20 protein-coding genes and 1 tRNA gene are annotated in these 22,240 nt (G+C 63.1%); 13 read left to right on the top strand and 8 right to left on the bottom strand.

Annotated features, from left to right (window positions below):
• Positions 1–2: 2 nt before the first annotated feature.
• Complete coding sequence (locus LK03_RS12020; RefSeq protein ID WP_038412608.1) at positions 3–803, bottom strand: cytochrome c; 801 nt, start codon at positions 801–803, stop codon at positions 3–5.
• A 520-nt stretch (positions 804–1,323) separates the two neighbouring features.
• On the opposite strand from LK03_RS12020, the gene LK03_RS12025 reads away from it, so the two are divergent.
• Positions 1,324–2,046, top strand: a complete 723-nt coding sequence (locus tag LK03_RS12025) for an amidotransferase (RefSeq protein WP_038412609.1) — start codon at positions 1,324–1,326, stop codon at positions 2,044–2,046.
• Positions 2,047–2,061: 15 nt separating this feature from the next.
• Here the strand turns inward: LK03_RS12025 and LK03_RS12030 are convergent, their stop codons facing one another.
• Complete coding sequence (locus LK03_RS12030) at positions 2,062–3,033, bottom strand: magnesium and cobalt transport protein CorA (protein WP_038412610.1); 972 nt, start codon at positions 3,031–3,033, stop codon at positions 2,062–2,064.
• Between the two features lie 14 nt (positions 3,034–3,047).
• Entirely contained in the window at positions 3,048–3,737 is a 690-nt protein-coding gene (locus tag LK03_RS12035; RefSeq protein ID WP_038412611.1) for a crotonase/enoyl-CoA hydratase family protein, read from the bottom strand.
• A gap of 287 nt (positions 3,738–4,024) precedes the next feature.
• On the opposite strand from LK03_RS12035, the gene LK03_RS12040 reads away from it, so the two are divergent.
• A tRNA-Ser gene (locus LK03_RS12040) sits at positions 4,025–4,114 on the top strand.
• Between the two features lie 113 nt (positions 4,115–4,227).
• Here LK03_RS12040 and LK03_RS12045 read toward each other — a convergent pair.
• From LK03_RS12045 to phhA, 4 genes are all read right to left on the bottom strand, one after another.
• Positions 4,228–6,384: a TonB-dependent siderophore receptor gene (locus LK03_RS12045; protein WP_038412613.1), complete on the bottom strand. Its 2,157-nt coding sequence runs from the start codon at positions 6,382–6,384 to the stop codon at positions 4,228–4,230.
• Between the two features lie 258 nt (positions 6,385–6,642).
• Positions 6,643–6,771 (bottom strand): hypothetical protein, encoded by a 129-nt coding sequence (locus LK03_RS22650; protein ID WP_276203299.1) that lies wholly within the window; start codon positions 6,769–6,771, stop codon positions 6,643–6,645.
• 114 nt (positions 6,772–6,885) lie between these two features.
• The gene (locus LK03_RS12050; protein ID WP_038412614.1) at positions 6,886–7,245 is read right to left on the bottom strand and encodes a 4a-hydroxytetrahydrobiopterin dehydratase; all 360 of its coding nucleotides are present in this window, start codon (positions 7,243–7,245) and stop codon (positions 6,886–6,888) included.
• A gap of 38 nt (positions 7,246–7,283) precedes the next feature.
• Positions 7,284–8,069 (bottom strand): phenylalanine 4-monooxygenase, encoded by a 786-nt coding sequence (phhA, locus tag LK03_RS12055; RefSeq protein ID WP_038412616.1) that lies wholly within the window; start codon positions 8,067–8,069, stop codon positions 7,284–7,286.
• A gap of 255 nt (positions 8,070–8,324) precedes the next feature.
• On the opposite strand from phhA, the gene LK03_RS12060 reads away from it, so the two are divergent.
• Positions 8,325–9,875 (top strand): sigma-54-dependent phenylalanine hydroxylase transcriptional regulator PhhR, encoded by a 1,551-nt coding sequence (locus LK03_RS12060; RefSeq protein ID WP_038412617.1) that lies wholly within the window; start codon positions 8,325–8,327, stop codon positions 9,873–9,875.
• A 41-nt stretch (positions 9,876–9,916) separates the two neighbouring features.
• On the opposite strand, the gene LK03_RS12065 is transcribed toward LK03_RS12060, so the two are convergent.
• Positions 9,917–10,174: a DUF2790 domain-containing protein gene (locus LK03_RS12065; RefSeq protein WP_038412618.1), complete on the bottom strand. Its 258-nt coding sequence runs from the start codon at positions 10,172–10,174 to the stop codon at positions 9,917–9,919.
• Positions 10,175–10,571: 397 nt separating this feature from the next.
• On the opposite strand from LK03_RS12065, the gene acs reads away from it, so the two are divergent.
• The 10 genes from acs (at position 10,572) to astD (ending at position 22,226) form a co-directional block, all read left to right on the top strand.
• Positions 10,572–12,533, top strand: coding sequence for an acetate--CoA ligase (gene acs, locus LK03_RS12070; RefSeq protein ID WP_038412619.1), 1,962 nt, complete (start codon positions 10,572–10,574; stop codon positions 12,531–12,533).
• A gap of 449 nt (positions 12,534–12,982) precedes the next feature.
• The gene (locus LK03_RS12075; RefSeq protein WP_038412621.1) at positions 12,983–13,768 is read left to right on the top strand and encodes an ABC transporter substrate-binding protein; all 786 of its coding nucleotides are present in this window, start codon (positions 12,983–12,985) and stop codon (positions 13,766–13,768) included.
• An 88-nt stretch (positions 13,769–13,856) separates the two neighbouring features.
• Positions 13,857–14,546, top strand: a complete 690-nt coding sequence (locus LK03_RS12080) for an ABC transporter permease (RefSeq protein ID WP_028694603.1) — start codon at positions 13,857–13,859, stop codon at positions 14,544–14,546.
• Positions 14,543–15,241, top strand: coding sequence for an ABC transporter permease (locus LK03_RS12085; RefSeq protein WP_038412622.1), 699 nt, complete (start codon positions 14,543–14,545; stop codon positions 15,239–15,241). Before LK03_RS12080 ends, LK03_RS12085 begins: the two co-directional genes overlap by 4 nt.
• A gap of 22 nt (positions 15,242–15,263) precedes the next feature.
• Positions 15,264–16,028 (top strand): ABC transporter ATP-binding protein, encoded by a 765-nt coding sequence (locus LK03_RS12090; protein ID WP_038412623.1) that lies wholly within the window; start codon positions 15,264–15,266, stop codon positions 16,026–16,028.
• 91 nt (positions 16,029–16,119) lie between these two features.
• Entirely contained in the window at positions 16,120–17,100 is a 981-nt protein-coding gene (argR, locus tag LK03_RS12095) for a transcriptional regulator ArgR (protein ID WP_038412625.1), read from the top strand.
• Between the two features lie 271 nt (positions 17,101–17,371).
• The gene (locus LK03_RS12100; protein WP_038412626.1) at positions 17,372–18,592 is read left to right on the top strand and encodes an aspartate aminotransferase family protein; all 1,221 of its coding nucleotides are present in this window, start codon (positions 17,372–17,374) and stop codon (positions 18,590–18,592) included.
• Between the two features lie 66 nt (positions 18,593–18,658).
• Positions 18,659–19,678: an arginine/ornithine succinyltransferase subunit alpha gene (gene aruF / locus LK03_RS12105; RefSeq protein ID WP_038412628.1), complete on the top strand. Its 1,020-nt coding sequence runs from the start codon at positions 18,659–18,661 to the stop codon at positions 19,676–19,678.
• Between the two features lie 56 nt (positions 19,679–19,734).
• Positions 19,735–20,766, top strand: coding sequence for an arginine N-succinyltransferase (gene astA, locus LK03_RS12110; protein ID WP_038412629.1), 1,032 nt, complete (start codon positions 19,735–19,737; stop codon positions 20,764–20,766).
• Entirely contained in the window at positions 20,763–22,226 is a 1,464-nt protein-coding gene (astD, locus tag LK03_RS12115) for a succinylglutamate-semialdehyde dehydrogenase (RefSeq protein WP_038412630.1), read from the top strand. Before astA ends, astD begins: the two co-directional genes overlap by 4 nt.
• Positions 22,227–22,240 lie beyond the last annotated feature (14 nt).

Genomic DNA, 22,240 nt, shown 5'->3' on the forward strand with positions numbered 1-22,240 from the left:
ACTCACGACTTGCGGCCTGCCATATGCTCGAGGTAGGCCAGCAAGGCATCCAGTTCCGCTTCGTTCAGTACTGCCTCGCTAAAGGCCGGCATCTTGCTCTGCGGCCATTGGCGCAGCGACTGTGGGTCGCGAATCAGCTGACGTAGCCAGGGCGCGGCGAAGTATTCGGTAGGATTGTGCGGCAGGTTCAGGTCCGGACCGACCTGGGCGTCGCCACCGCCGTTGAGGCGGTGACAGGCCATGCAGTTCTGCTGGAACAGGGCAAAACCCAGACGCTCGGGCGCATTGGCAGGCAGCGCCGGGTCTGGGCGCATTTGCGGGAAGCGTTGCTCGACCGGTTGCAGGCGGCGCAGGCGGGCGATCTGGAACGGCCATTGCTCGGGGCGAATACCGCTGCGCTGAGGATCGGTCCAGACCAGGTAGAACGGCCCGGCGCTGGGCTTGCCGGCGGCCAGCGGCGGCCACGGCTGCTCAGGGTCTTCCACCGCCAGCCACGCCCTTGCGGGGCCTGCCTGCAACAGCGGCGCGGCGGGCATTTCTGCGGCGAAGCCGTCCAATGCCACAGCTTGCAGGTGGTCGTCGCTGCCCAGACCTTCGAGCAGAGCTGCGAGAGGCACCGCGCGGTAATGCATCGCGCGTTTATAGGAAACGTCTGCAGGTACCTCGATAACCATGGCCTGGGGATGGTCGAGCAACTCGGCGGTGCTCCACTGGCGCGACAATGCATCGGCGTCGAGCTGCAATTGCGCAGCGTAAAGGGGCAGGGTGAACAACCCTGTCAATAGCAGCAGACAAACGCGCATGGGCTGGCTCCGAGCGAAAAGGCTCGGCAGGTTACGCGCACCGCACGCGTCGGACCAGTCTGCTTTCAACCAAACAGGCGGGTCATGTTGGGCAGAATGAGCAACAGCGTAGTGGCAAACACGATGAGTCCGGCCTGGCGGAACTTGGAATGTCTGAACATGGCTGACGGCCTTCTTGTTGTTATTCCTGTATACCCGATGGCTTCCTTGCGTGGCGTCGGATCAAGGGTAATGGGCGCTACCCGTGCGTCGCGCGCAGAGCGTGTCTTTGCATATTCAACAGTAGGGCCAAGCGTATCCATGTCAGAGACCCCTTTGTTCTAGTTGTCGGGTTTTTAATTGCGTTGAGTTATCGTTTTAATCTGACGCCTGCGCAATGGCTCTGCCTAGACACCTGCAACGCCTGGCAGCCTTTTGCGCGGCGGCATAGCCACTCGTCAGTGCGGCCTACTTGCTTGTACCGATCTTTCGCGGCAGTCTCTACGGCCATCCCTAACCTATGTCGTTCAGGACTACCGCCATGTCGCTACGCATCTGCATCCTGGAAACCGATGTCCTGCGCGAGGAATTGATCGCGCAGTACCAGGGCTACGGACGGATGTTCGAACAATTGTTCTCACGCCAGCACATTCCCGCCGAGTTTGTCGTCTACAACGTCATGAACGGCAATTATCCAGGCGATGACGAACGATTCGATGCCTATCTTGTGACGGGCAGCAAAGCCGATTCGTTCGCTGAAGATGCATGGATCGTCACGCTCAAGGCCTACCTGCTGAAACTTTACGCGCGCGGCGAGAAGTTGCTGGGCGTGTGCTTCGGGCATCAATTGCTGGCCCTGACCCTCGGTGGCAAGGCCGAACGCGCCAAGCAAGGCTGGGGCGTGGGTACTCATCGCTATCGCCTGGCCGCCCATGCGCCGTGGATGGATCCCCAGGTCACCGAACTGACGTTGCTCATCAGCCACCAGGACCAGGTCACCCAGCTACCAGAGGGGGCGACGGTCATCGCCTCGAGCGATTTCTGCCCGAATGCGGCGTACCACATCGGCGATCAGGTGTTGTGCTTCCAGGGCCACCCTGAGTTCGTCAACGACTACTCCCGCGCCTTGCTCGATGCCCGTCAGCAGCATCTGGGCGATGAGGTGTACCAGCGTGCGGTGGCCAGCCTGGCAACCGCGCATCAGGGCGATCTGGTTGGCGAGTGGATGCTGCGCTTCATCGAGCACGCACCGGCCAGGGCGTAAGGTCGACTCGCTGCGTTACAGCCAGCCGGAGCGCTTGAAGCTGGCATACAGGCCTGCGCAGCCCAGGCCGATGACCGACAGTACGGTGAAGTAGCCGTAGTGCCAGTCCAGCTCCGGCATGTTCTTGAAGTTCATCCCATAGATACCGGCGATGGCCGTGGGCAGCGCCAGGATCGCCGCCCAGGCGGCGAACTTGCGCTGAGTCACGCTCTGGCGCGATGACTCCAGCAGCATGCCCACTTCGATGGTCTGGCTGGCAATGTCGCGGATGGTGCTCAAGTCTTCCATCTGCCGGTTGACGTGGATCTGCACGTCACGGAAGTAGGGGCGCATGTTCTTGTCGATGAAGGGGAAGTTCAGCCGCTGCAGTTCTTCGCCGATTTCGACCATCGGCGCCACGTAGCGGCGCATGCGCAAGGTGTCGCGGCGCAGGCAGTGCAGGCGCTGGATGTCGGCTTCGCGCAAAGACTTGGTCAGCACGGTGTGCTCCAGCGCTTCGATTTCTTCATGGATGGCTTCGCTGACCGGCTGGTAGTTCTCGGTCACGAAGTCCAGCAGGGCGTAGAGGACGAAGTCTTCACCATGCTCGAGCAGCAAGGGGCGCGCCTCGCAGCGCTGGCGCACCAGTGCGTAGGATTGCGAATGACCATTGCGGCAGGTGATGACGTAACCCTTGCCCGCGAAGATGTGGGTCTCGATGAAGGCCAGGCGGCCTTCATCGCGTACTGGGGAATAGGTGACGATGAACAACGCGTCACCGAAAGTCTCGAGCTTGGGCTTGCTGTGTTTCTCCAGCGCATCTTCAATGGCCAGTTCATGCAGGTCGAATTGCTGCTGTAGGGTGTGCAGCACCTGAGCGGTGGGCTCTTCCAGGCCGATCCAGACGAAGTGACCGGGCTTTTGCGCCCATTCACGGCCTTCATCGAGGTTGATGTTGGTGACCTTTCTGCCAGCGCTGTATACCGCCGCCGCAACGACTCGACCCATGGTGTCTCCGATTCTCAGCCCAGGTGCGCCTGGTCACGGACGATCGCTTCATCCAGCGCTGCGAGCAGGCCGTGGCGCACTTTGAGTTTGGTGTTCTTGTGCGCGAGCATGTTCAGTTTTTTCAGCTCGCGGGCTACATTCAGTGCAGTCTCCTGAAGCTGAGCAGCGGGCACCACCTGGTCAAGAAAACCGGCATCGACGGCGGCATGGGGGTCGAACACCTCGGCGTTGATCACCGCACGGTGGAAGGCAGAGCGGCGCAGGCGGTCGCGGGCCAGTTCGATGCCGGCATGGTGCATGGTCATGCCGATCTGCACTTCGTTCAGGCAGATCTTGTACGGCCCTTCGATCCCGATACGGTAATCGGCAGCCAGCAGCAGGAAGGCGCCCTTGGCCACGGCATTGCCTGGGCAGGCGATGACCACCGGGAAGGGGTGGGCGAGCAGCCGGCGAGTCAGTGCCGAACCCGCACTGACCAGATCGACCGCCTGCTTTGGCCCAGCGCCCATGACCTTGAGGTCGTAGCCGCCGGAAAGAATGCCTGGTTGGCCGGTGATGACCACTACGGCACGTTCCTGCTCGGCACGGTCGAGCAGGGTGTGGAAGGTGGCGATCAGCTCCGGCGAGATGGCGTTGACCTTGCCATTGCTGAGGGTGAGGGTGGCGATGCCGTCTTCGGCGTGGTAAGTGATCAGCTCGCTCATGGCGTTATCCTTGTGTGGGCGTGGCGCCGACGTTACCCAGCGCGCACGGGTAGGTAAAGCGGCAAGACTGACTGGGTGGTCAGGCAGCACGGGTTGGGCCCGCCGATACAGGCGTTGAATGATTGCCTGGGAAAAGCGACCGTGCGATTGGCATGAGTGCCCTGAGCGGCGCATGCCGCCGTAGCAGCGGCTTAAGCGCATGAAAATATTCAAAAAAGCGCTTGCCAAAGGGCAGGCCTTCCACTAAATTAGCGCGCCTCGACAGGCTGAATGGCTTGAAGAGAAACGGTGAAGTGTCCGAGTGGTCGAAGGAGCACGCCTGGAAAGTGTGTATACGAGAAATCGTATCAAGGGTTCAAATCCCTTCTTCACCGCCACATTCGTCAAGAAGCCCCCGCCTCGAAAGAAGCGGGGGATTTTTGCATTCTGGCCCGCACGGTCTCTGACGGCGGGCCATGGCGCGGGGCGTCGATGCCCCGCGCCGCCAGCCTCAGAAATTGACCGAAGCCGACACCCGCGCCGTGCGCGGCGCGCCCTGGAACAGGTAGTCGTCGCCCAGGTAGTCGCCCACATCACGCCAGTAGCGTTTGTCGAAAACGTTGTCGACGGTCAGCCTGAGCACCGTGTCATAGCCGGAAATCCGCGTCTGGTAGCGGCTGCCGACATCGAACACGGTGTAGCCGCCGGCCTCGACATCGCCGCGCCGGTCAGCGTACTTGCTGGCGCTGTAGCGTGCGCCGGCGAGCAGGGCCAGGCCTGGAATCGGCAGGCTGTAGTCGGCCTGCACGGCCGCACGCAGCTTGGGCACGTTGAGTACCTGATGACCTTCGTAGGCGGGCGTGCCGCTGTTTTCCATGCGCGCGCGAATCGCCGCCGCGCTGGCGTGCAGTTGCAGGCGCTCGCTGGCCTGGCCGCTGGCGCTCAGTTCCAGGCCGGTGTTCTTGCGCTGGCCCTGCTCGAGGTAGAGGTAGCTGCCGTCCGCTTCGGGCCTGGCGTACTGATTGGCTTGGCGAATCTGGAACAAGGCCGCGCCGAAGGTCATGCCGTGCCATTCGCGCTTAGCGCCCAGCTCGAGCTGGTGCGACAGGCTCGGGGCAAGGATTTCGGTGTGGTTGCTGGCATAGATCGGCGCTGTGCCGCCGGCCGAGAGGCCCTTGGCATAGCTCAGATACAAGGTGGTGTCGGCCTGCGGCTTGTAGATCAGCGCGGCGTTGGGCAGCAGTTGGTAGCGCTGGGTGTGCCGCCCTGGCGTGCGGCCTTCGCCCCAGGTCTGTTCGTCCAGGCGTACCTGACGGGCGCCGAGCACGGCCTGCCAGTGCTCATCGAAGCGGAGGGTATCGGTGAAGAACAGACTGTACTGGCGGCTGTCCAGGCGTCGCTCCAGGCGGCCATTGGCGCGGGTGGCAGGGTCGGCGGGCGGGGCATCTTCGCCGATGTTGCCGGCGCCGACATACTCGCTGTAGTACGGCCGTTGATCGAGGGTACGGCGCTGCGCGGTGCTGCCCACGGTGAGGTCGTGGCTGACCCCCAGAGCCTCGAAGCGGCCGTTTAGGGTAGCCTGGGCCTCGACCACCCTGCGGGTGTCGTCGGGGCTGCGGAAGTCATACAGGTCGTAGTCGCCTTCGGGGCTGAAGTAGTTGGGGTTGGTCGCATCGGCGCAGCTTGGCGCGCCATAGCAGCCCCAGGCGAAGGCACTGTAGTCGTCGATCACCACCTGGCTGCGCGAGGCGCTGATGGCACCGGTCCAGGTGTCGTCGAAGCGGTACTCGAAGCGCCCGCCGAGGTTCAGCGAGTCGCTCTGCACCGGTTTGGCCCAGCTTTGATAGCCCAGGCGGTCGCGCGGGTTCACGCTGTGGGGCAGGGCGCGGTTGCCCAATAACTGATAGCCGGGCACCGACTGCTGTTCGCGGTGCTGGTATTCGGCATCCAGTTGCAAGGTCGCTGCGGGGTTGATCTGCCAGTCGAAGGCCAGCGAGGCGAAGTCGCGGCGGCCGTCGGCATGATCGACGTAGGAACGGATGTCTTCATGGGCCAGGTTGGCGCGCAGGCCGAACTGCCGCTCGCTGCCGAACCAGCCGCCCAGGTCGGTGGCCAGGTAACGTTCACCCTGTTCGTTGCTGGCGACGGTGACGCTGCGCACGTCTTCGGCGCGCTTGGTCACGTAGTTGATCAGCCCGCCCGGTTCGGCGACGCCGCTGTACAGGCCTGACAAGCCCTTGAGCAGTTCCACCTGCTGCTTGTTCTCCAGCGCGACGTTCTGCTCGCCGGCAATGGTCTGGCCATTGATGCGGTAGCTGCTGGCGGCATTGAGGGCGAACCCGCGCACGTTGAAGTTCTCGTAGTAGCCGATCGGTGCGTAGCTTTCGCCCACCGAGGCGTCGCTCTGTAGCACTTCGCTGAGCAGGCGCACCTGGCGATCGTCCAGCAGTTGCCGGTTGAACACGCTGACCGCCGCTGGGGTGTCGAGCAGCGGCGTCGCCGACTTGCCGGTGACCTGTGCGTCGCGTGCCTGATAGCCGTTGCTGGAGACGCTGCCGGAAATTTCCACCGGCGCCAAGGTCACGTCTTCGACAGCCCAGGCCTGTGCAGGCAGGGACATGCTCAGGGCCAGCAGGCTCAGCGGCAGGCGAGGGTGAAGCGAGGACATGCGAACTCCTTGGCGGCGGGCGGGAACACAGCGATAGGCGCGAGTGACGGCAATAATGGCTTTGCGCCATTTTTCCGCGCGACATGGTATCAGGCGCGCCGCCCCATAGGCAGAAAGCCGATTTGTGTAGGAAGAACGAATGGCGAGGCGGGGAATTATCGATTGCGTGGGGAGGGCTGTTCGGCAGGGCGGCGTGGAAAACGGCTGTCGGGTGGTTCCGGCATTCAGCTGTTTTTCACGCCGTCATGCGCTGCGGCGTCAGTCCTGTTCGGCGCTGGCGGGTTCTTCGACGTCATGCTCGGACGTCGTGGCGGGTTCGGCCTGGGCGCTAACGGCAGGCTCTTCGGGGTTCAGGCTTGGGAAGGGATGGTTCGGGATTTCGTGCATCTCGAGGTCCTCGCAAGGATGAGTCAAGGGATAGCACCAGGCAAGCCTGGCTAAGCTGTGGCCCAGGCAGCATACCGGAGTTTGTGTGACCGTTTTTAGCAGCTGGCTTCTGGCTCAGGCCTTTCGGCCTTCTGCACCCTCCGCCACTCGGTCGGTGCGGGCGCACATGATGAAGTCATTGCGGTGCAGGCCTTTGATCGAGTGGCTCCACCAGGTCACGGTGACCTTGCCCCACTCGGTCAGCAGGCCTGGGTGATGACCCTCGGCTTCGGCGATCTCGCCCACGGCATTGGTGAAGGCCAGGGCGTGCTTGAAGTTCTTGAAGCGGAACACCCGCTCCAGCTCCATATGGCCATCACGCACTTCGACACTCCAGTCGGGAATTTCACGAATCAGTTCTGCCAGCTCTTGATCGCTGACTTTCGGCGCGTCTGCGCTGCAGGCTTCGCAATGGTTCTGATGCAACGTGGTCATGGCAACGATTCCTTGCAGAAATAATGAGACAAAGCGCCTCAGGCGGCCTTGGGCGGGAATTTGGGGGCATGCAGGCCAAGTGCAGTCGCCTGCGCGACCAACGCCATGACGTCCTCGTGGGCCAGGTCGAACAGGCGCTTGAGGCTGGGCAGGGTGAAGTACACCGGCTGCAAGATATCGATGCGGTAGGGCGTGCGCATGGCTTCTACCGGATCGAAAACCTGGTGCTCGGGCTCGCCCGACAGCGCATAACGGGTTTCCTTGGGCGAGGAGAGAATCCCGCCGCCATAGATGCGCGTGCCTTGCGCCGTGTCGAGCAGGCCGAACTCGATGGTCATCCAGTACAGCCGCGCCAGGAACACCCGCTGTTCCTTGCTGGCCGCCAGGCCCAGCTGGCCGTAGGCGTGGGTGAACTCGGCGAACCAGGGATTGGTCAGCAGCGGGCAGTGGCCGAATATCTCATGGAAGATGTCTGGCTCTTGCAGGTAGTCGAGTTCTTCCGGGGTGCGAATGAAGGTGGCGACCGGGAAGCGCTTGCTGGCCAGCAGCTCGAAGAAGGTCTGAAAAGGGATCAGCGCCGGTACGCGGGCGACCTGCCAGCCGGTGGTGGCGCCGAGTACCTGATTGATTTCACTGAGTTGCGGAATGCGCTCATGGGGCAAGTCGAGCCGTTTCAGGCCGTGCATGAACTCGTCGCAGGCGTGGCCCTCGATCACCTCGAGCTGGCGGGTAATGAGGGTGTTCCACACCTCATGCTCCGCGGCCGGGTAGTCGATGAACCCGTCGGCATCGGGTTCGCGTGCCACATAGTGCGTCTGCTTCATGTCGCTCTCCTGATGAAAGCTTTGTTGTTGTGGGGTGCACATAGGTTCAGTTGTAGCGCCGAGCGCGCCCTGGCGCATCGCCCCGCCTGCTAGCAAAAGTGAGCGTGTGTCGGTTTCTTCGTAACGTAAATTTTACAATAGCGCAGGGATGCCGGATCATCGGCTTCGGAACGCGCTCATATCCGGGCTATTTGTCAGGTTTTCTTTACAGAATTTCTGCGTCGAGAGCAGGTTCCCGACGCTCTGCGAGGCGACATGCGAATCAAAGTGCACTGCCAGAACCGCATCGGCATCCTGCGCGACATCCTCGAACTGCTGGTCGACTACGGCATCAACGTGCGGCGTGGCGAGGTGGGGGGCGACCATGGCAATGCCATCTACCTGCACTGTCCGAACCTGATCAACCTGCAGTTCCAGGCGCTGCGGGCAAAGTTCGAAGCGATTGCCGGGGTGTTCGGCGTCAAGCGTGTCGGCCTGATGCCCAGCGAGCGGCGGCACATGGAGCTCAACGCGCTGCTTGGTGCCCTGGAGTTTCCGGTGCTGTCGATCGACATGGCCGGCAGCATCGTCGCGGCCAACCGCAGTGCCGCGCAGCTGCTCGGGGTACGGGTCGACGAAGTGCCGGGACTGCCGCTGTCGCGCTATGTCGAGGATTTCGACCTGCCGGCGCTGGTGCGCTCGAACAAGTCGCGGGTCAACGGCCTGCGCGTGCAGGTGCGGGGCGACGTGTTCCTGGCCGACATCGCGCCGTTGCAAATGGAGCACGACGACAGCGAGGCCCTGGCCGGCGCCGTGCTGACCCTGCACCGCGCCGACCGCATCGGCGAGCGCATCTACAACGTGCGCAAGCAAGAGCTGCGCGGCTTCGACAGCATCTTCCAGAGCTCGCGCTCGATGGCTGCGGTGGTGCGTGAAGCGCGGCGCATGGCGCCGCTCGACGCGCCGCTGCTGATCGAGGGGGAAACTGGCACCGGCAAGGAGCTGCTGGCCCGCGCCTGTCACCTGGCAAGCCCGCGCGGACAGGCGCCGTTGATGGCGCTCAATTGCGCCGGACTGCCCGAATCACGCGCTGAGACCGAGCTGTTCGGCTATGGCCCGGGAGCGTTCGAGGGGGCGCGTGCCGAAGGCAAGTTGGGCCTGCTGGAACTCACCGCTGGCGGGACCTTGTTCCTCGACGGTGTCGACGAAATGAGCCCGCGCTTGCAGGTCAAGCTGCTGCGCTTTTTGCAGGATGGCGGTTTCCGCCGGGTCGGCAGTGACGATGAGGTGTATCTGGATGTGCGGGTGATCTGCGCTACCCAGCTGGACCTTTCCGAACTGTGCGCCCGCGGCGAATTTCGCCAGGACCTGTATCACCGGCTCAACGTGCTTTCACTGCACATTCCGCCCTTGCGCGAATGCCTCGATGGCCTGCCTGGGTTGGTCGAGCATTTTCTCGATCAGGCCAGTCGGCAGATCGGTTGTGCCTTGCCGCGGTTAATGCCGGGCGCGTTTGAAAAGTTGGCGGCTTATCAATGGCCGGGTAATGTACGGCAACTTGAGAATGTACTGTTTCAGGCAGTTTCATTGGCCGAAGAGGGGGCGGTCAATGCTGAACATATTCGCTTGCCTGATTATGGAGTGCGTCAACCACTGGGTGAGTTTTCCCTGGACGGAAGTCTGGCCGATATTGTCGGGCGTTTTGAAAAGGCGGTACTTGAACGCCTGGCGCTGGAACATCCCAGCAGTCGTGCGTTAGGCAGGCGTCTGGGGGTTTCCCATACCACCATCGCCAATAAGTTGCGCGATTACGGAATCAGCCGCTGACCAAGCCACAGGGCCGGAATGCGGCCCTGTGCAGGCGCTGTTCAGCCGTTCGAACAGCCGTTGCCCATGACTTCGTACTCGACCACATGGCGCTGGCCGTGGGAGTCTTCGTAGGTCATGCGTGCCGGTACCACGGCGCAGACATTGGCCACAGGGCTCATGTTCAAGACCTTGGCAATATCCAGGTGCTGCGAGTAACTGTAGGTTTCGACTGCAGGTTCAGCAGTCGCGGACGCGGCGTCGTCAGCCAGGGCTGCGCCGCAGACGCTGCCCAGTACCAATGCCAGTAGAACGTTCATGTTCGAATTACCTGTTTGAACTCGTGGGGCGGCCCGGCGCATGAAAAATGCCGTGCAGCCAACGAAGTAGGAAGTATCAGAAGTTACTGATTAATACGGCCGTGGTGGGGGTGGTCGTCGGTGTTAATCAGTGCCGTTGCAGGCAGGAAGAAGTTTAAGCGGCGAGCGCTGGAGTTAAACAGGGCCAATTCTGATAAAGATTTTTCGTCTTTCGACAAGAATCATGGCGCGGCCTGCCAGAACCACCCGTACACGGCCTGTCGCACTGGGCAATGGCACGGTGCTGGCCTGCGAACAAAGCCGCGCGCCGCTACTACCAACGTCGAATGGCCGTCGCAAGTCTGTTACCGTTACAACGGTCCCATACAAAAACAACTATTAAACCGAGGTATCAGAGATGAGTGCCGCTCCACTGTATCCCGTTCGTCCCGAGGTCGCTGCCAGCACCCTGACTGACGAGGCCACCTACAAGGCCATGTACCAGCAGTCGGTGATCAACCCGGATGGCTTCTGGCGCGAGCAGGCCCAGCGTCTGGATTGGATCAAGCCTTTCACCAAGGTCAAGCAGACCTCGTTCGATGACCACCATGTCGACATCAAGTGGTTTGCCGACGGCACTCTGAACGTGTCCTACAACTGCCTGGACCGCCACCTCGAAGAGCGTGGCGACCAAGTGGCGATCATCTGGGAGGGCGATGACCCGACCCAGAGCCGTAACATCACCTACCGCGAACTCCACGAAGACGTCTGCAAGTTCGCCAACGCCCTGCGCGGGCAGGACGTGCACCGTGGCGACGTGGTGACCATCTACATGCCGATGATTCCCGAGGCGGTGGTGGCCATGCTGGCCTGCGCCCGCATCGGCGCAATCCACTCGGTGGTATTCGGTGGCTTCTCGCCCGAAGCGCTAGCCGGGCGTATCATCGATTGCAGCTCCAAAGTGGTCATCACCGCCGACGAGGGCGTGCGCGGCGGGCGCCGTACCCCGCTCAAGGCCAACGTCGACCTGGCGCTGACCAACCCGGAAACCTCGACAGTGCAGAAGATCATCGTCTGCAAGCGCACCGGCGGCGATATCGCCTGGCACCAGCACCGCGACATCTGGTACGAAGACCTCATGGCGGTGGCCTCCAAGCACTGCGCGCCGAAGGAAATGGGCGCCGAGGAAACCCTGTTCATCCTTTACACCTCCGGCTCCACCGGCAAGCCCAAGGGCGTGCAGCACACCACTGGCGGTTACCTGCTGTACGCAGCGCTGACCCACGAGCGCGTGTTCGACTACAAGCCTGGCGAAATCTACTGGTGCACCGCCGACGTCGGCTGGGTCACCGGTCACAGCTACATCGTCTATGGCCCGCTGGCCAACGGCGCCACCACCGTGCTGTTCGAGGGCGTGCCGAACTACCCGGACATCACCCGCGTGTCGAAGATCGTCGACAAGCACAAGGTCAACATCCTCTACACCGCCCCGACCGCGATCCGCGCCATGATGGCTGAAGGCGAGGCGGCCGTCGCCGGCGCCGATGGCTCCAGCCTGCGCCTGCTCGGTTCGGTCGGCGAGCCGATCAACCCGGAAGCCTGGAGCTGGTACCACAACGTGGTCGGCAAGCAGCAGTGCCCGATCGTCGACACCTGGTGGCAGACCGAAACCGGCGGCATCCTCATCAGCCCGCTGCCAGGCGCCACAGCGCTCAAGCCAGGCTCGGCCACCCGTCCGTTCTTCGGTGTGGTGCCCGCTCTGGTCGACAACCTGGGCAATCTGATCGACGGTGCCGCCGAGGGCAACCTGGTGATTCTCGATTCCTGGCCAGGGCAGTCGCGCTCGCTGTACGGTGACCACGACCGCTTCGTCGACACCTACTTCAAGACCTTCCGCGGCATGTACTTCACCGGCGACGGCGCTCGCCGCGACGAAGACGGCTACTACTGGATCACCGGCCGGGTCGATGACGTGCTCAACGTCTCCGGGCACCGCATGGGCACCGCCGAAATCGAAAGCGCCATGGTCGCCCACAGCAAGGTCGCCGAAGCGGCGGTGGTGGGCGTGCCCCATGACATCAAAGGGCAGGGCATCTATGTGTACGTGACCCTGAATGCCGGTGAAGAGCCGAGCGAGCAGTTGCGCCAGGAGTTGAAAACCTGGGTTCGCAAGGAAATCGGCCCGATCGCCTCGCCGGATGTCATCCAGTGGGCCCCAGGCCTGCCCAAGACCCGCTCGGGCAAGATCATGCGGCGCATCCTGCGCAAGATCGCCACCGGCGAATACGATGCGCTGGGGGATATCTCCACCCTGGCCGACCCAGGTGTGGTGCAGCATCTGATCGACACGCACAAGGCCATGAACCTGGCCAGTGCCTGATCCGATCACCACGCGGGCCGCTTAGCGGCCCCTTTCATTTGCGACGACTGTTACTGATTCCGGCGCTCGCCCCGCAGTGGGGCATCGGGAAACACACATGCGGAACGATGGTGCAATATCATTGCTCCGCAGACGGTTGCTGAATCGCTGCACTTGCCGTCGCACCGGGCTTTGCCAATAATAGGCCCGCTTATTGCTTGATTCACGGGTTGTTTTCCTCTCGCTCTTGCATATTCTGCGAGGGCTGTCAATGCCGTCCTCCACGTATTCATGCGCATCTATACATAGTTGTCGCTTTGAAGAAATATCGACCTGCGCGCTGTCGTTAAAATGCCACGTCGCTGTGCTCTGCGACTCTGGTCGATGCCTGTGGCTCACGCTGTACCCATTTGGCCTACCTGGCAGCCGTTACGCTGCCCTGTATTGCCCCGTACCGATGGAGTTACCTGATGAAGAAGCTTGCACTGCTCGGCGCCCTGGCGCTGTCCGTGATGTCCCTGGTATCGCATGCCGACGAGAAACCGCTGAAGATCGGTATCGAAGCGGCCTACCCACCGTTCGCCTTCAAGCAGCCCGACGGCAGCCTGGCGGGTTTCGACTATGACATCGGCAATGCCCTGTGCGAGCAGATGAAAGCCAAGTGCACCTGGGTCGAGCAAGAGTTCGACGGCCTGATTCCGGCGCTCAAGGTTCGCAAGATCGACGCCATTCTCTCGTCGATGTCGATCACCGAAGATCGCAAGAAGTCGGTCGATTTCACCAAGCGCTACTACCTGACCCCAGCACGTCTGGTGATGAAGGATGGCACTACCGTCGGTGACAGCCTCGACGAGCTCAAGGGCAAGAAGATCGGCGTGCAGCGTGGTTCGATCCACGACCGCTTCGCCAAGGAAGTGCTGGCGCCCAAAGGGGCCACCGTGGTGCCGTACGGCACGCAGAACGAAGTCTACCTCGACGTCGCCGCCGGCCGCCTCGACGGCACCGTGGCCGATGCCACCCTGCTTGAAGACGGCTTCCTCAAGACCGAAGCTGGCAAGGGCTATGCCTTCGTCGGCCCGGCCTTCACCGATGTGAAGTACTTCGGTGACGGGGTCGGTATCGCCGTGCGCAAGGGTGACGATGCCAACCGCGAGCGCATCAACGCCGCCATCGACGCGATCCGTGCCGACGGCACGTACAAGAAGATCGAAGCCAAATACTTCAACTTCGATATCTACGGTCCAGAATCGCAATAAGACAGGTTTCGCCTGTGCAATGGTGCAAACGGCAGCACGGCTGTGGTTTGCACCATTTTTCATTTCCAAGTCGTGAGGAATTGCAACGATGTTGAAAGGTTACGGGGCAGTCATCCTCGACGGGGCGTGGCTGACGCTACAGCTCGCCTTGTCGTCGATGGCGCTGGCCACGGTACTGGGTCTGATTGGCGTGTCGCTGCGCCTGTCGCCCGTGCGTTGGCTCGCCTGGCTGGGTGATCTGTACTCCACGGTGATCCGCGGCATCCCTGACCTGGTGCTGATCCTGCTGATCTTCTATGGCGGTCAGGACATCATCAATCGCATCGCCCCGCTGGTGGGCTACGACGACTACATCGACCTCAACCCGATGGCGGCCGGTATCGGCACCCTGGGCTTCATTTTTGGTGCCTACCTATCGGAAACCTTCCGTGGGGCATTCCTCGGCATTCCCAAAGGCCAGGCCGAGGCAGGTGCTGCCTACGGCATGAACAGCTGGCAGGTGTTCTTCCGCATCATGGTGCCGCAGATGATCCGCCTGGCGATTCCAGGTTTCACCAACAACTGGCTGGTGCTGGCCAAGGCCACTGCGCTGATTTCCGTGGTCGGCTTGCAAGACATGATGTTCAAGGCCAAGCAGGCGGCCGATGCCACCCGTGAACCCTTCACTTTCTTCCTGGCGGTGGCGGCGTTGTACCTGGTGCTGACCAGTGTTTCGCTGCTGGCGCTCAAGTACCTCGAGAAGCGCTACTCGGTGGGCGTCAAGGCGGCTGAACTATGATCTTCGACTACAACGTCATCTGGGATGCCATGCCGCTGTACCTGGACGGGCTGCTGACCACCCTGAAGGTATTGCTGATTTCGCTGTTCTTCGGCCTGCTCGCTGCTGTGCCACTGGGCTTGATGCGGGTGTCGAAGAACCCCTGGGTGAACCTGCCGGCGTGGCTCTACACCTATGTGATCCGCGGCACGCCGATGCTGGTGCAGCTGTTTCTGATCTACTACGGACTGGCCCAGTTCGAAGCGGTGCGCGAGAGCATCTTCTGGCCGTGGCTGTCGAGCGCCACCTTCTGCGCCTGCCTGGCGTTCGCCATCAACACCAGTGCCTATACCGCAGAAATCATCGCCGGCAGCCTCAAGGCCACGCCCCATGGCGAGATCGAAGCAGCCAAGGCCATGGGCATGTCCAAGATCAGGATGTACCGGCGCATTCTGCTGCCCTCGGCGCTGCGCCGGGCGCTGCCGCAGTACAGCAACGAAGTGATCATGATGCTGCAGACCACCAGCCTGGCCTCGATCGTCACCCTGATCGACATCACCGGCGCGGCGCGCACGGTGAATGCCCAGTACTACCTGCCTTTCGAGGCCTACATCACGGCGGGGGTGTTCTACCTGTGCCTGACCTTCATCCTCGTACGCCTGTTCAAGCTGGCCGAGCGCCGCTGGCTCGGCTATCTGGCGCCGCGCAAGCACTGAACGCTCTGTGAGAATCGACCGCATGTACAAACTTCAAGTCCAAGACCTGCACAAGCGCTATGGCAGCCACGAGGTGCTCAAGGGCGTCTCGCTGGCGGCCAAGGCCGGCGATGTGATCAGCATCATCGGCTCCAGCGGTTCGGGCAAGTCGACCTTCCTGCGCTGCATCAATCTGCTCGAACAGCCCCACGCCGGCAAGATCCTGCTCAACGACGAAGAACTCAAGCTGGTCGCCGGCAAGGACGGCGCACTGCGTGCGGCCGATGCCAAGCAGCTGCAGCGCATGCGTTCGCGCCTGTCGATGGTGTTCCAGCACTTCAACCTGTGGGCGCACATGACGGCCCTGGAGAACATCATCGAAGCGCCGGTCCAGGTGCTGGGCATGAGCAAGAAGGCAGCGCGGGAGAAGGCCGAGCACTACCTGGCCAAGGTCGGTGTGAGTCACCGCAAGGATGCCTACCCAGGGCACATGTCCGGCGGCGAGCAGCAGCGTGTGGCCATCGCCCGGGCGCTGGCGATGGAACCTGAGGTGATGCTGTTCGACGAGCCGACCTCGGCCCTGGATCCGGAACTGGTTGGCGATGTGCTCAAGGTCATGCAGGGCCTGGCCCAGGAAGGCCGGACCATGGTTGTGGTGACCCACGAAATGGGCTTTGCCCGCGAGGTATCCAACCAGCTGGTGTTCCTGCACAAGGGTGTGGTGGAAGAAACCGGTAACCCGCGTGAGGTGCTGGCCAATCCGCAATCCGAACGTCTCAAGCAGTTCCTTTCCGGCAGCCTGAAGTAAAGGCTGCCGCTTTGCACCAGAATAGGGCATCCTGCGCAGGCTACCCTTGGCGCTATCGACTCGAACGACTCAAGGCTTCGGACCGCACTCTATGACCACCCAGCGTATCGGTTTTCTCATCTGGCCCGGCACTCGGCCGCTGACCCTGGCGCTGGCCGAAGAGGTCTTGCAGGTGGCGCAGCGGGTGCACCCGGAGGTGATCTACGAGCTGGTCTTCGCCCAGGCCGAAGCGCCTGCCGAGCACGCCTGGCGTTTGCCTGGCGAGGCCTGGAACGGGCGCCTGGAGGGCTGTCACAAGCTGTTCCTGCTGGCCGATGAGCCGCCCCAGACGCTCAGCGCTGCGTTGTCTGCCGCGCTCAAGCAGATCGCCCGCGCCGGCTGCATGATCGGCGGGCTGTCGGCGGGGGTATATCCGCTGGCAGCGCTGGGTCTGCTCGATGGCTACCGCGCGGCGGTGCACTGGCGTTGGCAGGATGATTTCATCGAGCGCTTCCCCAAGGTGCTTGCCACCAGCCATCTGTTCGACTGGGACCGCGATCGCCTGACCGCCTGCGGCGGCATGGCGGTCACTGACCTGCTGTTGGCGGTGCTGGCCCGTGACCACGGCGCGGAGCTGGCTGGGGCGGTTTCCGAGGAGCTGGTGGTCGAGCGCATCCGCGAAGGCGGCGAACGCCAGCGCATTCCGCTGCAGAATCGTCTGGGTTCAAGTCATCCCAAGCTGACCCAGGCCGTGCTGCTGATGGAAGCCAACATCGAAGAGCCGCTCACCACCGATGAAATCGCCCAGCATGTCTGCGTGTCACGCCGCCAGCTCGAGCGCATCTTCAAGCAGTACCTGAGCCGCGTGCCCAGCCAGTACTACCTGGAACTGCGGCTGAACAAGGCGCGGCAGATGCTCATGCAGACCAGCAAGTCGATCATCCAGATCGGCTTGTCATGCGGGTTCTCGTCAGGGCCGCATTTCTCCAGCGCCTACCGCAATTTCTTTGGCGCCACCCCCCGCGAAGACCGCAACCAGCGGCGCAACAGCAGCCCGTTCGAGCTGAGCTCGGCACCGGTGGAGAAGGGTTGAGGGCGGCTCAGGCCAGCGTCTCGCAAGCCCTGTCTGGCGTCGCGCTGAACACTGCCGCCGGCGTCTGCGAACTGCCCCGTTCACCCCACCTCGCTGTGCCGGTACACTGCGCCTTTGCGACAACATTTGTCGCATTGTCGAAAGCCCGGTACAAAGCCGGTTTGGCGCTGTAACAAGTTGTCGCCTGGCGGCAAGGGCCGGCGCCGAGCAGTCCTTACAATTCCCCAACGCTGACCCTCCCGTGGACGGCGTTCCTCTCCAGGAGACTCCGATGTCCGTTGAGCAAGCCCCGGTGCAACGTGCCGACTTCGATCAAGTAATGGTTCCCAACTATGCCCCGGCAGCGTTCATTCCGGTGCGCGGCGCCGGTTCGCGTGTGTGGGACCAGGCCGGGCGCGAGCTGATCGACTTCGCCGGCGGTATCGCGGTCAATGCCCTCGGCCATTGCCACCCGGCGCTGGTCAAGGCCCTCACCGAGCAGGCCAACACGCTCTGGCACGTGTCCAACGTGTTCACCAACGAGCCGGCGCTGCGCCTGGCGCACAAGCTGGTGGCGGCGACCTTCGCCGACCGCGCGTTCTTCTGCAACTCCGGCGCCGAAGCCAACGAGGCGGCGTTCAAGCTGGCCCGTCGCGTGGCCCACGACCGCTTCGGTGCCGACAAGCACGAAATCATCGCCACCGTTAACAGTTTCCACGGGCGTACCCTGTTCACCGTCAGCGTCGGCGGCCAGCCAAAGTACTCCGACGGTTTCGGACCGAAAATCACCGGCATCAGCCATGTCGCCTACAACGACCTGAACGCACTCAAGGCGCAGATTTCCGACAAGACCTGCGCCGTGGTGATCGAGCCGATTCAGGGCGAAAGCGGCGTGGTGCCGGCCGATCAGGCTTACCTGGAAGGCGCGCGCAAGCTGTGTGACGAGCACAATGCGCTGCTGATCTTCGACGAAGTGCAGACCGGCGTCGGCCGTACCGGCTCGCTGTACGCTTACCAGCATTTCGGCGTGACGCCGGACATCCTCACCAGCGCCAAGAGCCTGGGTGGCGGCTTCCCCATTGGCGCCATGCTCACCACCGAAGCGCTGGCCAGCCATTTCGCCCCCGGCACCCACGGCACCACCTACGGCGGCAACCCGCTGGGCTGCGCCGTGGCCTGTGCGGTGCTCGATGTAGTCAACACGCCCGAAACCCTGGCCGGCATCCGTGAACGGCATCAGCGCTTCAAGAGCCGTCTTGAGCAGATCGGCCAAGAGCACCAGCTGTTCAGCCAGGTGCGCGGCGTCGGCCTGCTGATCGGCTGCGTGCTCAGCCCGGCCTGGGCGGGCAAGGCCAAGGACGTGCTCAACGCCGCCGAACAGGAAGGCGTCATGGTGCTCCAGGCCGGGCCCGACGTGGTCCGCTTCGCGCCAAGCCTGGTGATCGAGCACGCTGACATCGAGGAAGGCCTGGAGCGCTTCGCCCGCGCCGTGGCACGCCTGACGCAGGGCTGAGCCGCGGCTGCACCGTTTTCCCGCAGCGTCGCGTGCGCTGCGGCTTTTTCCCAGAGGAGTGACACCATGCTGGTAATGCGCCCCGCGCAAATGGCTGATCTGAATGAAGTGCAGCGTCTGGCTGCCGACAGCCCCATCGGTGTCACCTCGTTGCCTGACGACGCGGGTCGTCTGGGCGACAAGATCGCCGTCTCGGAAACCTCGTTCGCCGCCGAGGTGAGCTTCAATGGCGAAGAGCGCTATTTCTTCGTCCTCGAAGACAGTGCAACCGGCAAGCTCGCCGGCTGCTCGGCGATCGTCGCCTCGGCCGGCTATTCCGAACCGTTCTACAGCTTTCGCAACGAGACCTTCGTGCACGCCTCGCGCGAGCTGAAGATCCACAACAAGATTCACGTGCTGTCGCTGTGTCACGATCTGACCGGCAATAGCTTGCTGACCAGCTTCTACGTGCTGCCCGAGCTGATTGGCACGCCCTGGGCCGAGCTCAACTCCCGCGGCCGCCTGCTGTTCATGGCGGCGCACCCGGAGCGTTTCGCCGAGTCGGTGGTCACCGAAATCGTCGGGCAAAGCGACGAGCAGGGCGACTCGCCGTTCTGGGATTCGATCGGGCGCAACTTCTTCGACCTCAACTACGCCGAGGCCGAGCGTCTGTGTGGGCTCAAGAGCCGTACCTTCCTCGCCGAACTGATGCCGCACTATCCGATCTACGTGCCCTTGCTGCCGGACAAAGCCCAGGAAGCCATGGGCCAGGTGCATCCGCGGGCGCAGATCACCTTCGACATTCTCATGCGTGAAGGCTTCGAAACCGAGCACTACATCGACATCTTCGATGGTGGCCCGACCCTGCACGCGCGCACGTCGGGCATTCGCTCGATTGCCCAGAGCCAGGTGGTCGCAGTCGATGTGCAGGCAGGCACGGCTGGCGGCACGCGTCCGTACCTGGTGTGCAACGGCCAGTTGCAGGAGTTTCGCGCCGTGGTCCTGGAACTCGACTGGAGCCCCGGGCAGCCGCTGGTCCTGAGTATCGAAGCCGCCGATGCGCTGGGTGTGGGCGATGAAGACAGCGTGCGCCTGGTTGCCGTCTGAGCGCCTGGCTACAGTGAGTTTTGCGGCAGGCACCGGCCACCGCACAAGGAGATAGCATGATCGTTCGTCCCGTCCGCAGCAGCGACCTGCCCGCGCTGATCGAGTTGGCCCGCAGTGCCGGCACCACCGGGTTGACTACCTTGCCCGCCAACGAAGAGCGCCTGGCTCACCGTGTGACACTGGCTGAGAAGAGCTTTCGCGGCGAGCTGGAGCGGGGTGACGCCGATTATCTGTTCGTGCTGGAAAACGACGAAGGCCTGGTGATCGGTATTTCCGCCATTGCCGGCGGTGTCGGCCTGCGCGAGCCCTGGTACAACTACCGGGTCGGGCTGACCGTCAGCGCCTCGCAGGAGCTGAAGATCTTCCGCGAGATTCCCACGCTGTTTCTGGCCAACGACCTCACCGGCAATTCCGAACTGTGTTCGCTGTTTCTGCGCGGCGATTACCGCAGCGGCCTGAACGGCGGCTTGCTGTCCAAGGCGCGGTTGTTGTTCATCGCCGAGTTCAGTGAGCTGTTCGGCAAGAAGGTCATCGCGGAAATGCGCGGCATGTGTGACGCCTCGGGGCGTTCGCCGTTCTGGGAGAGTCTGGGGCGGCATTTCTTCAAGATGGAATTCAGCCAGGCCGACTACCTCACCGGCATCGGCAATCGCGCCTTCATCGCCGAGTTGATGCCGCGCTTCCCGCTGTACACCTGCTTCCTCTCGGAAGCGGCGCGCAGCGTCATTGGCCGGGTGCACGCCGATACCGAGCCCGCGCTGGCGATGCTCGAGCGCGAGGGTTTCACCCACCAGGGCTACGTCGACATTTTCGACGCCGGCCCTGCTATCGAATGCGAAACCGCGAAGATTCGCGGCGTGCGTGACAGCCAGACCCTGGTGCTGGCGGTCGGTACGCCTGGCGACGATGCCACGACCTACCTGATCCACAACCGCAAGCGTGAAGACTGCCGCATCACCGCAGCACCGGCACGCTTTGCCGCAGGCACCCTGGTGGTCGATCCGCAGGCTGCCAAGCGCCTGCGTCTGGGCGCTGGCGACCACGTGCGTGCGGTACCACTGTCGGTGCCCAAGGAGCCTCGGCCATGACCACCCACTACCTCGGCGGCCACTGGCAGGTCGGCCAGGGCAGCCCGTTGCAATCACTCAATCCGGTGACCCAGGCCGTGCTGTGGCAGGGCCAGAGCGCCTCGGCAGGCCAGGTGGAGGCGGCGGTCCGGGCGGCGCGCGAGGCGTTCCCGGCCTGGGCGCAACTGGGTCTCGAGGCCCGGATCAAGCTCCTCGAAGCCTTCGCCGAACAGCTCAAGGCCAATGCCGAGCTGCTGGCCCACTGCATCGGTGAGGAAACCGGCAAGCCGCTGTGGGAGGCTGCCACCGAAGTCACCAGCATGGTCAACAAGGTGGCGATTTCCGTGCACAGCTACCACCAGCGCACCGGCGAGAAACAGGCGCCGCTGGGCGATGCAACGGCCGCGCTGCGGCACAAGCCGCACGGGGTGGTGGCGGTGTTCGGCCCTTACAATTTCCCTGGGCACCTGCCCAATGGGCACATCGTTCCGGCGCTGCTGGCGGGTAATTGCGTGGTGTTCAAGCCTAGCGAACTGACGCCCAAGGTCGCGCAACTGACCCTCGACTGCTGGATTGCTGCCGGCCTGCCGGCGGGAGTGCTCAACGTGGTGCAGGGCGGACGTGACACCGGCATCGCCCTGGCCGCCAGCGAGGGCATCGACGGGCTGTTCTTTACCGGTTCCAGCGCAACCGGCACCGCCTTGCATCAGCAGTTTGCCGGCCGTGCCGAGAAAATTCTTGCCCTGGAAATGGGCGGCAACAACCCGTTGCTGGTGGAGGAGGTGGCTGATCTCGACGCGGCGGTGTACGTCATCGTGCAATCGGCGTTTCTCTCAGCAGGACAGCGCTGCACCTGTGCCCGCCGCCTGTTGGTGCCGCGCGGTGCCTGGGGCGATGCGCTGCTCGAACGCCTGGTGCAGGTGTGTCGCACGCTCAAGGTCGGCGCTTTCGATGAGCAGCCGGCGCCGTTCATGGGCGCGGTGATTTCCCTGGACGCCGCGCAGGCGCTGCTGGCTGCCCAGGCCGAGCTGCTGGCCAGCGGCGCGAGCGCGTTGCTGGCCATGACCCAGCCACGGCCCGGTGCTGCGCTGCTCACCCCGGGCATCATCGATGTCAGCGGCATCGCCGCGCCGCGCGACGAAGAGTGGTTCGGGCCGCTGTTGCAAGTGACGCGTTACGCTGATTTCGAGCAGGCGATCGCGTTGGCCAATGCCACTCGCTACGGCCTGGCAGCCGGTCTGCTGTCGGATTCGGCCGAGCGTTACCAGCAGTTCTGGCTGCGCAGTCGGGCCGGCATCGTCAACTGGAACAAACCGTTGACCGGCGCGGCCAGCAGCGCACCGTTCGGCGGTGTCGGCGCCAGTGGCAACCATCGCGCCAGCGCCTATTACGCCGCCGATTATTGCGCCTACCCGGTGGCCTCGCTGGAAACTGCACAATTGACCTTGCCGGCCACCTTGAGCCCCGGGGTGAGCCTGTGACCCGCGCCGTGGAG

The sequence above is a fragment of the Pseudomonas cremoricolorata genome, assembly GCF_000759535.1.
In the GTDB taxonomy this organism is placed as follows: domain Bacteria; phylum Pseudomonadota; class Gammaproteobacteria; order Pseudomonadales; family Pseudomonadaceae; genus Aquipseudomonas; species Aquipseudomonas cremoricolorata_A.

Excerpts from the sequence above, each read along its gene's own strand:
- LK03_RS12020 (WP_038412608.1), bottom strand. The coding sequence starts at position 803 with ATGCGCGTTTGTCTGCTGCTATTGACAGGGTTGTTCACCCTGCCCCTT.
- LK03_RS12025 (WP_038412609.1), top strand. The coding sequence starts at position 1,324 with ATGTCGCTACGCATCTGCATCCTGGAAACCGATGTCCTGCGCGAGGAA.
- LK03_RS12030 (WP_038412610.1), bottom strand. The coding sequence starts at position 3,033 with ATGGGTCGAGTCGTTGCGGCGGCGGTATACAGCGCTGGCAGAAAGGTC.
- LK03_RS12035 (WP_038412611.1), bottom strand. The coding sequence starts at position 3,737 with ATGAGCGAGCTGATCACTTACCACGCCGAAGACGGCATCGCCACCCTC.
- LK03_RS12045 (WP_038412613.1), bottom strand. The coding sequence starts at position 6,384 with ATGTCCTCGCTTCACCCTCGCCTGCCGCTGAGCCTGCTGGCCCTGAGC.
- LK03_RS22650 (WP_276203299.1), bottom strand. The coding sequence starts at position 6,771 with ATGCACGAAATCCCGAACCATCCCTTCCCAAGCCTGAACCCCGAAGAG.
- LK03_RS12050 (WP_038412614.1), bottom strand. The coding sequence starts at position 7,245 with ATGACCACGTTGCATCAGAACCATTGCGAAGCCTGCAGCGCAGACGCG.
- phhA (WP_038412616.1), bottom strand. The coding sequence starts at position 8,069 with ATGAAGCAGACGCACTATGTGGCACGCGAACCCGATGCCGACGGGTTC.
- LK03_RS12060 (WP_038412617.1), top strand. The coding sequence starts at position 8,325 with ATGCGAATCAAAGTGCACTGCCAGAACCGCATCGGCATCCTGCGCGAC.
- LK03_RS12065 (WP_038412618.1), bottom strand. The coding sequence starts at position 10,174 with ATGAACGTTCTACTGGCATTGGTACTGGGCAGCGTCTGCGGCGCAGCC.
- acs (WP_038412619.1), top strand. The coding sequence starts at position 10,572 with ATGAGTGCCGCTCCACTGTATCCCGTTCGTCCCGAGGTCGCTGCCAGC.
- LK03_RS12075 (WP_038412621.1), top strand. The coding sequence starts at position 12,983 with ATGAAGAAGCTTGCACTGCTCGGCGCCCTGGCGCTGTCCGTGATGTCC.
- LK03_RS12080 (WP_028694603.1), top strand. The coding sequence starts at position 13,857 with ATGTTGAAAGGTTACGGGGCAGTCATCCTCGACGGGGCGTGGCTGACG.
- LK03_RS12085 (WP_038412622.1), top strand. The coding sequence starts at position 14,543 with ATGATCTTCGACTACAACGTCATCTGGGATGCCATGCCGCTGTACCTG.
- LK03_RS12090 (WP_038412623.1), top strand. The coding sequence starts at position 15,264 with ATGTACAAACTTCAAGTCCAAGACCTGCACAAGCGCTATGGCAGCCAC.
- argR (WP_038412625.1), top strand. The coding sequence starts at position 16,120 with ATGACCACCCAGCGTATCGGTTTTCTCATCTGGCCCGGCACTCGGCCG.
- LK03_RS12100 (WP_038412626.1), top strand. The coding sequence starts at position 17,372 with ATGTCCGTTGAGCAAGCCCCGGTGCAACGTGCCGACTTCGATCAAGTA.
- aruF (WP_038412628.1), top strand. The coding sequence starts at position 18,659 with ATGCTGGTAATGCGCCCCGCGCAAATGGCTGATCTGAATGAAGTGCAG.
- astA (WP_038412629.1), top strand. The coding sequence starts at position 19,735 with ATGATCGTTCGTCCCGTCCGCAGCAGCGACCTGCCCGCGCTGATCGAG.
- astD (WP_038412630.1), top strand. The coding sequence starts at position 20,763 with ATGACCACCCACTACCTCGGCGGCCACTGGCAGGTCGGCCAGGGCAGC.